The 13,086-nt window shown below is 69.3% G+C and carries 14 protein-coding genes; 6 read left to right on the forward strand and 8 right to left on the reverse strand.

Annotation, left to right across the window (positions count from 1 at the left end):
* The first annotated feature begins 17 nt into the window (after positions 1-17).
* Positions 18-1,025, forward strand: a complete 1,008-nt coding sequence (locus FKO37_RS17310; RefSeq protein WP_238605056.1) for a 4,5-dihydroxyphthalate decarboxylase — start codon at positions 18-20, stop codon at positions 1,023-1,025.
* A gap of 25 nt (positions 1,026-1,050) precedes the next feature.
* Positions 1,051-1,611 (forward strand): hypothetical protein, encoded by a 561-nt coding sequence (locus FKO37_RS17315; protein WP_238605058.1) that lies wholly within the window; start codon positions 1,051-1,053, stop codon positions 1,609-1,611.
* Between the two features lie 384 nt (positions 1,612-1,995).
* Here the strand turns inward: FKO37_RS17315 and FKO37_RS17320 are convergent, their stop codons facing one another.
* The 3 genes from FKO37_RS17320 to FKO37_RS17330 are packed head-to-tail and all read right to left on the reverse strand — an operon-like array spanning position 1,996 to position 4,553.
* On the reverse strand, positions 1,996-2,874 hold the full coding sequence (locus tag FKO37_RS17320; RefSeq protein ID WP_238605060.1) for a phosphotransferase family protein: 879 nt from the start codon (positions 2,872-2,874) through the stop codon (positions 1,996-1,998).
* Positions 2,875-2,919: 45 nt separating this feature from the next.
* A complete protein-coding gene (locus FKO37_RS17325) occupies positions 2,920-3,582 on the reverse strand; it encodes an MSMEG_1061 family FMN-dependent PPOX-type flavoprotein (RefSeq protein WP_238605061.1) in 663 nt (220 codons plus the stop codon).
* An 11-nt stretch (positions 3,583-3,593) separates the two neighbouring features.
* Positions 3,594-4,553, reverse strand: a complete 960-nt coding sequence (locus tag FKO37_RS17330) for a PDR/VanB family oxidoreductase (RefSeq protein ID WP_238605062.1) — start codon at positions 4,551-4,553, stop codon at positions 3,594-3,596.
* 67 nt (positions 4,554-4,620) lie between these two features.
* Between FKO37_RS17330 and FKO37_RS17335 the strand changes: the two genes are divergently transcribed.
* Positions 4,621-5,262 (forward strand): TetR/AcrR family transcriptional regulator C-terminal domain-containing protein, encoded by a 642-nt coding sequence (locus tag FKO37_RS17335; protein WP_238605063.1) that lies wholly within the window; start codon positions 4,621-4,623, stop codon positions 5,260-5,262.
* Here the strand turns inward: FKO37_RS17335 and FKO37_RS17340 are convergent, their stop codons facing one another.
* Positions 5,263-5,829 carry a TetR/AcrR family transcriptional regulator gene (locus FKO37_RS17340; protein WP_037814016.1) on the reverse strand — a complete coding sequence of 189 codons (567 nt, stop codon included), beginning with the start codon at positions 5,827-5,829 and terminating at the stop codon, positions 5,263-5,265.
* Positions 5,830-5,944: 115 nt separating this feature from the next.
* Between FKO37_RS17340 and FKO37_RS17345 the strand changes: the two genes are divergently transcribed.
* On the forward strand, positions 5,945-6,808 hold the full coding sequence (locus tag FKO37_RS17345; protein WP_238605064.1) for an NAD(P)H-binding protein: 864 nt from the start codon (positions 5,945-5,947) through the stop codon (positions 6,806-6,808).
* Here the strand turns inward: FKO37_RS17345 and FKO37_RS17350 are convergent.
* Positions 6,783-7,352, reverse strand: a complete 570-nt coding sequence (locus FKO37_RS17350; RefSeq protein ID WP_037814012.1) for a TetR/AcrR family transcriptional regulator — start codon at positions 7,350-7,352, stop codon at positions 6,783-6,785. The two genes, FKO37_RS17345 and FKO37_RS17350, sit on opposite strands and share 26 nt — an antisense overlap.
* 95 nt (positions 7,353-7,447) lie before the next feature.
* On the opposite strand from FKO37_RS17350, the gene FKO37_RS17355 reads away from it, so the two are divergent.
* Positions 7,448-8,350 carry an NmrA/HSCARG family protein gene (locus FKO37_RS17355; RefSeq protein ID WP_238605066.1) on the forward strand — a complete coding sequence of 301 codons (903 nt, stop codon included), beginning with the start codon at positions 7,448-7,450 and terminating at the stop codon, positions 8,348-8,350.
* Positions 8,351-8,537: 187 nt separating this feature from the next.
* Positions 8,538-11,165 (forward strand): hypothetical protein, encoded by a 2,628-nt coding sequence (locus FKO37_RS17360; RefSeq protein WP_238605067.1) that lies wholly within the window; start codon positions 8,538-8,540, stop codon positions 11,163-11,165.
* A gap of 15 nt (positions 11,166-11,180) precedes the next feature.
* On the opposite strand, the gene FKO37_RS17365 is transcribed toward FKO37_RS17360, so the two are convergent.
* The 3 genes from FKO37_RS17365 to FKO37_RS17375 are packed head-to-tail and all read right to left on the reverse strand — an operon-like array spanning position 11,181 to position 12,939.
* Complete coding sequence (locus tag FKO37_RS17365) at positions 11,181-11,636, reverse strand: N-acetyltransferase (protein WP_238605069.1); 456 nt, start codon at positions 11,634-11,636, stop codon at positions 11,181-11,183.
* Positions 11,637-11,654: 18 nt separating this feature from the next.
* Complete coding sequence (locus FKO37_RS17370; protein ID WP_238605071.1) at positions 11,655-11,816, reverse strand: hypothetical protein; 162 nt, start codon at positions 11,814-11,816, stop codon at positions 11,655-11,657.
* 25 nt (positions 11,817-11,841) lie between these two features.
* Positions 11,842-12,939 carry a glycosyltransferase family 2 protein gene (locus FKO37_RS17375; protein ID WP_238605073.1) on the reverse strand — a complete coding sequence of 366 codons (1,098 nt, stop codon included), beginning with the start codon at positions 12,937-12,939 and terminating at the stop codon, positions 11,842-11,844.
* Positions 12,940-13,086: the final 147 nt, after the last annotated feature.

Here is a 13,086-nt window from a genome sequence, read left to right on the forward strand (position 1 = left end):
ACGGAGAGGAGCACGTCATGACTGACCTGCGGCTGGACTTCGGCCTGTACCGCTACGACAACACCCGCCCGCTGTTCGACGGCCGGGTCCGCTTCGAGGGCGTCGACGCGACCCTGCACACTGCCGACATCGTCTCGGACCTGTTCGAGCGGATGGTGCGGGGCAGGGAGTTCGCTGTCGCCGAACTGGGGCTCACGTTCTATCTGCGCACCCTGGACCTGCCGGATCCGCCGTTCGTTGCGCTGCCGGTGTTCCCGAACCGGCAGTTCCGGCATTCGGCGATCTACGTCAACGCGCGCAGCGGCATCCGGGAGCCGCGCGATTTGATCGGCAAGACGATCGGCGAGTTCGCGACGTACGGGCACGACGCGGGCGTCGTCGCGAAAGGCATGCTGTCCGACGAGTACGGCGTGCGGCCGGAACAGAGCCGGTGGGTGATCGGCGGATTCGACTGGCCGATGGAGTGGTTCGATTTCGTTCCGCGACTGCATCCCGCGGAAGTGGAGGTGCGGCAGGCTCCGGCGGGGAAAGCGCTCGGGCCGATGCTGGAGAGCGGGGAGATCGACGCGTTCATTACCGCGGATCCGCCGCGCGGCATCCGGGAGGATTCGCCGGAGGTGGCGCAGTTGTTCCCGGATTACGTGCGGGTGGAACGCGAATATTACCGGCGGACCGGAATCCGGCCGATCATGCATGCGGTGGTCGTCCGGCGGGATCTGCTGGCGGAGAATCCGGGTCTGGCGGAGCGGCTGTATCGGGGGTTTGTCGACGCGAAGGAAGTCGCGATGGCGGATTACCGGCGGGGGCGCATTTTCAATCACATGGGCGATGCCGGGATGGTGCCGTGGTTCAGTGCGTTGTACGACGAGAACCGCCGGTTGTTCGGGGAGGATTGGTGGCCGTACGGAATTGAGAAGAACCGGCGGTCGGTGGAGGCTTTCCTGCGGTGGCACTTCGAACAGGGATTGTCGAAGAGGCTGATGAAGGTGGAGGAGATTTTCGTGCCGGAATTGCTGGATACCTAGTCGTTGCGCTGGCATGCTTCCGGATGTGGCGGACGAATGGTTCGAATACGACGGCGAGCTCGGCGAGACTGAGCGCCGCTTTGTCGAGGCGCTGCGGATTCGCGCGGCTCATTGGCGCGCGAGCCCGCTCGACAGCCGAGTGGATCCGCCCGACGCGGACCTTCCGCTGATCGCTTCCCTGGACCTGTCCGATCCGGTCGCGCACTGCGTGCTCATGACGCTCGGGGTGCATCTGGACGGCCGGACCCTGCGCGGCGACGAGGTGCACAGCCAGTTGTTCACTCTGCCGGACGAGCCGACCAAGCTGGCGTTCGCCGCGACCGGCGAGCCGGAAGAACTGGCGACGCGGGCGGCGAACTGGTTCGAAGCTGTCTTGCGTCGGCCGGTCGTGCGCTGCGAATGGACGCTCACGCGGCAGATCCACCTGTTCGCGGACACCGGGGAGATCGTCGGGGGCGGGGACGGCCGCAGGTTTTGCTCGCCCGGCCAGCTCGACCGGGTGGCCGCCACCGGTCGCCTCGACGGCGGACGCTGGGTCGACGCCGGAGGGTTCCGGCAGCCGGATCTCGTTGTCCGCGTCCGGTGATCAGGGCGGCCGCCGCGGCGCTCCGCGGTCAGCAGGTCGACCGCGCCCAGCCGGATGCTCACCGTCCATCCGTCCAGGGGAAATCCGCTCGCGACGTTCACCTTCCGCGGCGGGCGGGTGCCCGGCTACGACCGTCACCGGTGCACAGACGCTGGCCGAAGCGCTCGCCGCGCATCCCGGCGACCACGCCCGGGCTTTTCAGGTCTACGAGGCGAAACACCGGCGGCAGGTGGACCCGAAGCATCGGTGCGTCAACCTTGTCGCCGCGCTGCTCGTTCCGCGGACTCGGCACGGGCTGGCACTGCGCAATACCGTCGGCAGAGCGGTCGGCCTCATCACCCGAAACGCCGTGACTGCCAAGGAGAACAGCTGCCGGGATCTCGGTCAGGCGAGGCCCAGTTCCTCGCGCAACCCTTCCCACGCGATGACGTCGTCCTCGTTCCCGGTGTGCGGCGCGGAAAACCAGTCCGCGTACTCGCGCAGTTCGGAGAGCCGCCAGTCGAGGGCGAACAGTTCCAGCATTTCCGGGTCCAGACCCGGGGTGCCGGGCAGGTCGGCGTAGTCGCGTTCGCGCGGGGCGACGGCGAGGGTTTCCCAGTCGACCAGGCGCAGGCCGTCGGGCGTGGCGACCTGGTTGCCGTGGTGGGGTTCGCCGTGGGTCGGGACCCAGGAGTCGCGCTGGGAGGCGGCTAAAGCGGCCAGTTCGAGGTAGCGGTCGTTCCAGCGTTTGATCGCGTCGCCGCGGGACGCGAGGGCGGTGCGGGCTTCTTCGGCCAGCGGGCCGGACGTCCAGGGTTCGGCCGTGCGGGCGCGCAGTTCGTCGGCGAAGCCGGGGCCGACCTTTGGTGCCCACTCGTGCAGTCCGACGGGCGGCGGGGTGCGGTGCAGGGCGTCGAGCGCGGCGAGGATTGCCGGTTTGTCGACCTCGTCTTCCGCGGGGCTGCGGCCGTCCAGCATTGGAGTGACGCTGAGCGCGCCGGCTCCGGTGTCGACGGTGAAGCGGCCGGACCGCGTCGGCACCGGGGCGCAGACGAACTCCAGTCCGGCGGCGGCCAGTTCGGCGGCGCTCGCGTAGGTGCTTTCCAGCGACGCTGCGGTGTGCCGGGGTTCGAGCTGGTCCAGCGTGACGAACAGGGAGTCGGCGCGCCAGTGGTGCGCGCCGAAACCCCAAGGCAGGTAAGCGATCTCGGAGACGGGCTGCCACTGTTCGGCGAGTGCGCGGGTGATGGTGTCGTCGGTGGGAAAGGCCGGTCGGGATCGCACAAAACGGATACTAGGCAGCGCTTCGCGGTGGGAGCAACGGAGTTTCTAGAACAGCTCGGTCCGGTAGTTTTCGTCGACCACGTCGTACAGGGCGCCGTTCACGAGGTCGCCGAGGCTGTTGTTGATTTTCTGCGCCTGTTCGGCGATGGAGAGGGTGTAGAAATCGCCGCCGAGGGTCGCCGCCTCGGCGAGTCCGCGGGTGTCGCCCTCCCACAGTTTCGCCCGGATGACGGCTTTTCCGCACTGACCGAACACTTCGCGCACGCGGACGACCGTCGCGAGGACCGCGGGTTTGTTGTCCGCGCTGAGCATGCTCAGCAGTTCCGGGTCGTCGGTGACGAAGGCGTCGCCGTTGACGCGGATCACCTCGCGCAGGCCGGGCACGAAGAACACGAGCCCGATCGACGAGGTGGCGGTGACGTTCTCGAAGGTGTCGGCGAGTTTGTTGCCGGGCCGGTCGGGGATGGCGAGCGTCCACGGGTCGAGAACCCGCACCGAACCGGGCGGGTCGCCTTTCGGGCTGACGTCCATCAGGCCGTCCGCGCCGAAGGTGGCGGCGCAGAAGAATGGGCTGTGCGCGATGAACCGCATGGCGAATTCGCCGAGCTGCGGTTCCTTTTTCTCGGCGATGAACTGGTCCGGGAAACCGATGATCTCCCGGATGCGCGCCATCGTGATCGGGCTGTACGCGTCGGCTGCGGTGGTCATGGGCTCTCCCGTCACAGGTCGAGGACGAGGCGTGGGGTGCGGGCGCGGGAAACGCAGACGAACATCCGGTCGCCTGCCGCTTGTTCGCTCGGGGAAAGGATGCCGTCGCGGTGGTCGGGGACGCCGTCGAGCACCTTGGTCTCGCACGAGCCGCAGATGCCGGACCGGCACGAGGTCACCGGGCGGATGCCGGCCTTTTCCAGTGCGCTGACAATGCTTTCGTCGGCGGCGACGGACACGGTCTTCTTCGAGGCCGCGCATTCGACCTCGATCGGCTTGTTGTCCGCGGGAAGAGCCTGCGGGGCTTTGAAGCGTTCCAGGCGCAGTGCTTCGGCAGGCCAGTTCTCCGCCGCGGTGTCCAAATCGGACAGCAGGGAAGCAGGTCCGCAGGCGTAGACCTTCGCCCCGGCCTCGACGGGCTTTTCCAGCGCGGACAACGAAATCCGGCCGATGGTGTCCGACGGATGGCAGTGCACGCGCTCGCCGTAGCCGCGGAGTTCGTCGAGGAACGGCATCGACGTGCTGGTGCGGCCGCCGAAGTACAGCTGCCAGTCGGCGCCCTTGGCCGCCGCGGTGCGGACCATCGGCAGGATCGGGGTGATGCCGATGCCACCCGCCACGAAGACGTACGACTGGGCGGCGTGGAAGCCGAAATTGTTCCGCGGGCCCTTGATCGCGACGCGCTGGCCGGGGCGGAGAAACGCGTGCACGTATTCCGATCCGCCGCGGCTCGCGCGTTCCCGGCGGACGCCGATCCGGTAGTACGCGCGTTCGCCGGGCGGACCGCAGAGCGAGTACTGCCGTTCGACGCCGTTCGGCAGCATGAGGTCGATGTGCGCGCCGGGTTCCCAGCTCGGCAGCGGTTTCCCGGTGACGGCCGCCAGGTCCAGCGAGACGACGCCGTCGGCTTCCCAGCGCAGCTGCCGGACGAAGACGTCCAGCTGCCCGGCGGTTCCGGCGTTCGAGGTCATCGGCTTCCCTCCCTTTGTTAACGTTGTTACTCCGCGCCTCGCCGAGAGTATTGGTAACATCGTTAACATGTCAACCGACACGAAACGGGCGGGAATCGCCGCGACGCGCGCCGAGCGGGCGGTGGCCGAGGCGCTGGACCTGGTCGACGCGGGCGGGCTGGAGGCGCTCACCATGCGCCAGCTGGCCGACCGGATGGGGCTGCACTTGCCCGCGATCTACCGCCTGTTCGACGGCAAGGACGCGCTGATCGACGAGATGGCCGAGGCGATCCTCGCCGGCGCGGTCGCGAAGCTGCCCGCCGGCGACGGCGACTGGAAGAGCCGCGTGCGGAGCATGGCCGCCGGATTGCGCACGGCGCTGCTCGCGCATCGGGACGGGGCGCGGATCGTCGGCGGGAACTACGCGGCGAAGCGCAGCAATCTGACCTTTGTGGACAGTCTGCTCGGCGGCCTGCTGGCGTCCGGGCTGCCGCGCAAGCACGCGATCTGGGCGACGAGCGCGGTTTTCTGCTTCGTGCTCGGCGAAACGCTCGAGGAGCAGGGCGCGACCGGCGACGAGGTCGAGGTGCTGAAGGGCGTGCTGGGGGCGCGGAAGTACCTGCACCTGGAGGCGGGGCCGGTGGAGTCGATGCTCGATTTCGAGGAGCGGTTCCAGTTCGGGCTGGAGCTGCTGCTCGCCGGGGTGGACGCGGTGGCGGGGCGGCCCTAGTTACCGGCGGATTCCGTCCAGCAGGTAAGCGGTGCGCCGGTCGTAGGCGTCTCGGGCAGGCCGTTCGCCGTGTTTGAGGGCGAGGGCGTTGTCGACGACGAGCGCGTGGAGGTCGCCCGCGGTGAACTCCGGCCGCACCACGCCCGCGGCCCGCGCCGCCGCGACCAGTTCTTCGTTCGCCTCGCTTCCGACCCGGCAGATCTCCATGAGCTGCGGCGAGTGCGGGTAGATCTGCAACAGGACGTCGTTGACGGCGGGCTGGCGGTACTGGAGGTCGCGCAGCTCGGTGAGGTAGTAGGCGATCTGCTCGCCGGCGTCGCCGATGGCCCGCGTGCGGTCGATGACGGAGAACAGTTCCGTCGCGACGACCTCTTCGATCACCGCCTCGATGAGCCCGATCCGGCCGCCGAACCGGTTGAAGATCGTGGCCTTGCTGACCCCCGCCGCTCGCGCGACCTCCTCCAGCGGGACCGTGAGGCCGCGGCCTTGGAAGGCGCCGATCGCGGCGGCGCGGATCTGCTCGGAATTGCGCCTCGCGTCGGCGCGCAGCCCGGACTCCGAAGGCACTTCGCCCTCCCTCTCGCTGTCGCCTCGCGGCGTAAGTTGACTCGCTTGGTCAGCTTACCTAAAGTCGGGAGAGGAGAAGTTGACCAGTGGGGTCAACTTAGACCTAGGGGCAGAAATGATCGTTGTCACCGGCGCTACCGGCGGGTTGGGCGGCACCACCGTCGAACACCTCCTCAAGCGCGTACCCGCCGACGAGATCGGCGTCAGCGTCCGGGATCCCGCGAAGGCGCAGCACTTCGCCGACCGCGGTGTGCGCGTGCGGCAGGGTTCGTACGAGGACCCGGCCGCGCTGCGCGACGCGTTCGCCGGTGCTGGGCAGGTCCTTCTGGTGTCGGGCAACGACCCGGCCGCCGACATGGTCAGCCTGCACCGAGGCGTCGTCGACGCGGCTGTGGCGGCCGGGGTCCGGCGGATCGTCTACACGAGCCAGCACGGAGCCGTCCCCGGAAACCCGTACGGGCCGTCCGACATCCACATCGCCACCGAAGCGATACTGACCGACTCCGGAGTCGCCTGGACCGCACTGCGCAACGGTGCCTACGGCCCGCTTGACCAGGTGCTCGGTCCGTGGCAGCGGACCGGGGAAATCGCGCAACCGGAAGACGGGCCTGTCCCGTACACCGACCGTGCCGACATCGCCGAGGCCACTGCGGTCGTCCTCGCTGGCACCCGCGTCATCGACGGCCCTGTCACGCTCGCCGCTCCGGCCGCGGTCACCTTCGACGACTTCGCCGGGATCGCTTCGCGGCTCACCGGTCGTAGCGTCAAACGTGTTGTCGTGGAAGACCAACAGTGGGTTGCCGACCAGGTCGCGCTCGGCGTCCCGGAACAGCTGGCCCGGCTGATGCTGACCTGGTACCAGGCCTCCCGCGCTGGCTATTTCGCCGAGCCCGGCACCCTGCTGCCGGAGCTTCTCGGCCGCGAGCCGCGCTCGGTCGCGGAGCGGCTTGCCGTCAGCCTCGACCCGGCTGCGGGCTGATTCCGGCCACCGCGATCCGGAACAGCCGGCTGGCTTCGGCGGCCGGTTCCGGATGGCGTTCGGTCGTGAGCGTGATGCCGACGATCAGCGCGATCAGGTCGCCGACCGTCACCTCCGGCGAGACAGCCCCGTCGCGAGCGGCGCGGGCCACTAGCGGCGCCGCGGACTCCTCCAGTGTCATCGAGCAGGAGTTTCCGTGCGTCGGATCCGGCACGTCGTACGCGAGGGCGGCGGCGAGGCCGCGCGCGGTCACGCAGTAGCTGACCACGTCGTCCAGCCATTCCAGGAGCGCTCGGCGGCTGTCGGCTTCCCCAGCCAGTTCTTGGGCGCGCGCGGCCAGTAGCGCGATCCGTTCCTGCGAAACGGCTTCCAGCAGGGCATGGCGGGTGGGGAAGTGCCGTCGCACGGTGGCGGAGCCGACCCCGGCAGTGCGCGCGATCTGCTCCAGCGACGCGTTCGCCCCGTGTGCGGCGACCTCCGCCTCGGCCACCTCGAGAATCCGCGCGTAGTTGCGCCGCGCGTCCGCGCGCTGCTGGCCGGGCATGGCGTGACCTCCGGGTTTGCTAAGTGGCGGGCCCCGCCGTATCGTAGCGGACACGAAACGGCGGGCCCCGCCACTTAGCGTTCCCAGGGAGAATCATGAGTGAGGCAGCACCGGTACTGGTCGTCGGCGCGACGGGACGGCAGGGCGGCGCGACGGCGCGCGAGCTGCTGGCGGCGGGAGTTCCCGTCCGGGCGCTGGTCCGGGATCCGGCGGCGGACCGGGCGAAGGCGGTCGAGGCGGCGGGCGCGGAGCTCGTCGTCGGGGATTTGCTCGATCGGGACGAGCTGGCCCGGGCGGTGAAGGGCGTGCGGGCGGTGTTCAGCGTGCAGATGCCGGACATGAGCGGGGCCGAGCCGGATTTCGCCGGGGAGGTGACCCAGGCGGTGAATCTCCTCGAGGCGGCGAAAGCCGCGGGCGTGCCGCAGTTCGTGCACGCCTCGGTGAGCGGCGCGGGATCGCCGGAACTGGCCGACGAGCGCTGGGCGTTCCTGGCGCCGGCGATGGAGGCGAAGGCGGCGATCCAGGATCGGCTCCGGGCGGCGGAATTCCCGCGGTGGACGTTGCTCAAGCCGGGGTTCTTCATGGAGAACTTCCTGCCGTCCACGCAGTACGTCTTCCCGCGCGGCATCGAGGGCGGGCTGGTGACGATCCTGCGTCCGGAGACCCGGTTGTCGCTGGCCGCGACGCGGGACATCGGCCGGGCGGCCGCGGCGGCGATCGCGGAACCGGAGCGGTTCCACCGGGTCGAACTGGAACTGGCGAGCGACTACCGGTCGATGGCCGAGATCGCGCCGATCCTGTCCCGGGTGCTGGGCGTGCCGTTGTCGGTGCCGGACATGACCGTCGAGGAGGCGCTCGCCGCGGGGATGCCGCCGATGGGCTTCTCCCACGCGATGCTGAACGCGCTCGGGCAACCGGCGCGGCCCGAGTTCGCGCGGGAACTCGGGATTCCGCTGACCAGCTTCGAGGAATGGGCTGAGACAGCTACGTGGGCTTGAACGCTTGGCGCAGCAAGGATTCCAGGTCCGGACGGTGCGCGGGTCGTCGGTGTTGAGTGCACAGGACCCTCGTCGCCGTTCTGGCACGGCGGGCTGCTTTCCCGGTAGAAAGGAAAGATCATCGGGGAGGGAGTACCCAGTGAAGGTCCTTCTGCGTAAATTTGTCCCCATCGCGGCAGCCGCCGTCTTGGCAGTCACCTTGGCGCCGTCGGCAGCGGCGAGTCCGGCAGCTTCGCCCGAATGGCGCGTCGCCGACGGCCAGCTTCTCTGGACCGCGCCGAAGCCGCTGTTCGGCGACGGTGCGGTGGAGTTCTGGTCCGGCGGCAAGCTGCTCGGCCGCGCCCAGCCGCGGGCCGACCTGCGGACGTTTTCGCTGCCGGCCGGCGGGATCCGCGATCTGCGCGGGCTGGAGGTGCGCGTCGGCGGCCGTTCGCTGACCAATCCGCCTCGCGCGACGGCGAAGCAACCGGCCGCGGCGCCGTTGCCGGAGTTGCCCGCCAATGCGGTGGATCCCGGTAAACCCGGGCAGTTCTCGACGATCAAGGGCGAGTACTCGCTCGACCCGGTGCGGCTGCCGGGGCTGGACGGGCCGATCGAGATGCAGGGCCTGGTCGTCGCGCCCCGGCACGCACCGGGGAACCGGCCGCTGGTGGTGTTCCTGCACGGCCGCCACCAGCCCTGTTACCACCCGGCCGATCCGGACGACTACTCGACGGCTTGGCCGTGCAAGGCCGGGATGCTGCCGATCCCGAGCTACCGCGGCTACCTGCAGACCCAGGAATTGCTGGCGTCGCAGGGATTCGTGACAGTGTCCGTTTCGGCCGACGCGATCAACGCGCTCGACCACGCGGCGCAGGACGGCGGGGCGCAGGCCCGGTCGTCGCTGGTCCGGCTGCACCTGGCGCACTGGGCGGACTGGTCCGGCAGCGCGCGGGCGACCGCACCGCAGATCGTCCGGGATTCGCCGGCCGCGGATCTGTCTAATGTGTTGCTGGTGGGGCATTCCCGCGGCGGCGAGGGCGTCAACCGCGCGGCGATGGACAGCCTGTATCCGCCGCCGGGCGACACCGGGTTCTCCGGGCCGGTCCGGTGGAAGATCCGCGGCGACGTGCTCATCGCGCCGACCGTGTTCGGGTTCAACCCAGTGCCGGACGTCCCGTCGGTCACCTTCCTGCCTTCCTGCGACGGCGACGTTTCGAGTCTTCAGGGGCAGCAATACGTCGACGGTACGCGCGGCGTCAGCCAGGGCACGGCTCTGCACAGCGCGCTGTACATCTCGGGCGCCAACCACAACTACTTCAACTCGGAATGGACGCCTGGTGTCGCGGTAGCCCCGGCGCAGGACGATTTCTTTTCCCCGCAGCCGGATCTGTACTGCTCGCCCGGCATGTCCGCGCGGCTGACGGACGCGCAGCAGCGAGCGGTCGGCGCGACCTATGTCGCCGCTGCGGCGCACCTGTTCCAGAAGCACGATCTGCGCATGGAGCCGCTGCTGGACGGTTCCGGCGTGCGCGCGCCGTCCGCCGATCCGGCGCATGTGCTGTCGCACGCTCTCGGCGGCGCGCGGACCCCGGTGCTGGTCCCGGATTCGTCGACCAAGGTCACCGGGAGCGGCGACGTCTGTCAGCAAGTCGGCCCGGACCGGCGGTGCCTCGTCGACTCCGGCGCGTCCAAATCGCCGCACTTCGTCGGGCTGGACGACGCTCCCGATCCGTCGCGGACCGCCGTGCACGTGCGCTCCGCGACGGCCGGGGTACCGGCGAAAATCCAGCTGCCGCAACCGGTTTCGCCGAACGGCGCGCGGGCGCTGGCGATGCGGCTCATCGCGCCGGAGAACGTCCCGGCCGAGTCGTTCGACGTCGCGGTCTTCGACACGCGGGGCAAGCGCACGAAACTGGGCGCGGTGACAGTGGCCGGACTGGCCGGGAACGAACGCACGAAATCGTTCTGGGGCCAGGAAGTCCGGGTCCCGCTGCCGCCGCACCTGGAGGTCGCCAGCCTGGAGCTGACGCCGCGGACAGCGGGCGGCGAGGCGTGGCTGCTGGACGCGTACGCCTGGCGTCCCGGCCTGCCCGACCCGAACCCGGCTCCGCTGACCCGGATCGACCTCGGTTCGATGACGGTCAAGGAAGGCGATTCCGGCTCGAAGACATACCAGATCCCGGTCACCGTGACCGGCGACGGCGGCGGCTCGCTGCGCGTCTTCCGGGCAGACACGGTCTCGCCGATGTCGGTGAAGTGGACCTATCAAGCGGTCGCGCTCGCGCCGGGACAGCACACGCTCGACCTGCCCGTGACGGTCGCCGGGAATACCCGGTGGAGCTGGCCGTACCGGATGCTGGCCGAGGTGCAGGCCACCCGCGGCACAGTGATCGGGTCGGCGGAGGGCTCGCTGAACGTCGAGAACGACGACCCGGCTCCGAAGATCAGCGTCGGGCAGTCCGAGGTGTCCGCGGTGGAGGGCAGTGCGCTGACGTGGCCGGTCCGGCTGTCCACAGTGGCCGATTCGGACGTCAGCGTGCTCGGGCAGGTGAAGGCGCCGAAGACCGGGCCGGAACTGATGACCTCGGACGTCGATCCGGAGTGGCTGATCGAGCACGGCCTCGATCCGGCGAAGAAGCAGCCGTTGTCGGAGACCGGATTGACGGCGGTGGTGCAGATCCCGGCGGGGAAGACGAGCGGTGAGCTGACGATCCCGACTGTGCGGCACGACGGGGCGGACCCGGCGAAGCACGTGCTGCTGCAGGTGACGGGCGAGCCGAAGGAATCCGGCCCGGACGTGGACGTCACGGGGACGGTGACGGACGCGGGCTGAGGCCGGACCGCTCGGTCAATCCTCCTGGTCCGGGTTTCGGGCCAGGAGGATTTTCCGTCCGCGCCTGCCGGTTTCGCGGAAACCGTGCCGCAGGTAGAACGCGTGTGCCCGGAGGTTGACCTCGAGGACTTCGAGCACCAGCGGCTGTTTCCGCTCCGCCGCGACGTCGATCAGCCAGCGGATCAGCCGTCCGCCGATTCCTTGGCTTTGGTAGCGCGGGTCGAGTTCGATCCGGCCGAGCCAGATCTCCGTCGGCCGGTACTCGACCGCGAGCAGGCCCGCGTCTGCGCCGTCGACCGTGATCATCTGCCATGTGCCGGGTGCGAAGGCGTGGTCGTGGTAGCGGCGCTGGATTTCGTCGTCCCAGCCCCAGATCGCTGCGACGTACTCGCCCAGCGCGGCCCGGTGGACGCGGAAGCAAAAATCGCTGTCCGCGGGCGTTGTCGGGCGCAGGCCGATCTTGCCTGGCATGTGTTCAGGGTAGCGCGGTCAACGGTCCTGGTTGCGGAGCTTCGGCAGGATCCGCAGCATGGCCGTTCCCGCTGCCAGCAAAGCGAATCCCGCCAGCAGCAGCCACAGGACGTTCACTCCGGTGAACGCGAGTCCGCCGGTCATTCCCGCGGCCGAGGCCGCGCCGATTTTCTGGTACATGGGGTTCTCTCTTCCGTCCGGGTGTTCACCAGTTCTTGCGGGTGCGCAGGAGCGCGTCCGCGTATGCCTTGAGATGGCAGGCTTGCAGGAAATAGTCGAGCACCAGCTCGTACATCGACGCGGCGAGCAGCATCCGGCGCCAGCCGCGGTAGCGCACGGTCACCACGCGCTCCACCACGAAGATCGCCGAGATGCCGAGCCACCACGGGTTGAGGTGCAGGCCGTCGTGGAACAGGGCGATCGCGAGGGCGGTCAGGTAGATCCCGCTGACCAGCACGCCCGCGATCGTCATCAGCTGCCTGCCCCAGTACCGCCACGTGACGCGGGTAAGTCCATATTGGACACAGTTCTCCACCGCACCGCGCTTCCACCGCAGGCGTTGGGTCCACAGTGCACTCCAGCTGGTCATGACCTCGGTTTCCAGCGTGCACGCGCTGGGCGAGATCACCCGGTGGCCGAGGTGCAGCAGGGCGAAAGTGAGCTCGTTGTCCTCGGTGAGCACGGTGGTGTCGTAGATCCCGCCGCGGCCGTCGCCCGCGGGCAACCGTTCGGCGAGCCGGGCAGCGGAGACCTCGCGGAGGGTGCGGACCCGGAACATCGCCGCGGTTCCGGTCAGCACCAGGCATTTTCCGCGCAGCCGGTGCACGTCGCGGGCGTAGCGGGCGTATTCGTTGCGCTGGAGGTGTCCGACGAAACCGCCGCCCGGTCCGCCGCGGAAGACTCCGCCTACGCCGCCGTATCCGTGGTCGAGGTGGTGCAGTGCGGTGCTGACGAACTGCGGGTCCAAAGTGGAATCGGCGTCCTGGACGAGGATTACGTCGTCCTCGTCCAGGCGCGGCAGCAGCCAGGCGAGCAGCTGGTTGAGGGCGCCGGCCTTCTTGTGCGTGTTGTTTGTGGACGGTCGCACCCGGGCGCCGGCGATCGAAGCCACGGCGGCGGTGTTGTCAGTGCAGTTGTCGGTGACGACGAAAACCTCGTCGACGCTCCGGTCCTGTCCGCGCAGCGCGGCGACGGTGTGCGCGATCTGGGCTTCTTCGTCGTGCGCGGGGATGACGGCGACGACGCGCACGCTGCCGGAACGGTGCCGTCCGGTTCGTGGTTCGGCGAGCGTGGGTGCGGACATGAGCTGGGGTCCTCTGCGCGGAACTGCGACGTGGTGCGTCGCGCTTGACCCTTACTCTGTCGGCGGTCACGGAACGCTACATGAATCGTCCAGAGACCACCCGCGCGGGGGAGAATTTCCGCGAAACCTGTGTACTGCCTAGGGATT

Origin of the sequence: Amycolatopsis sp. Poz14 (assembly GCF_006704225.1) — a bacterium.
Classification (GTDB): Bacteria; Actinomycetota; Actinomycetes; order Mycobacteriales; family Pseudonocardiaceae; genus Amycolatopsis; species Amycolatopsis nivea.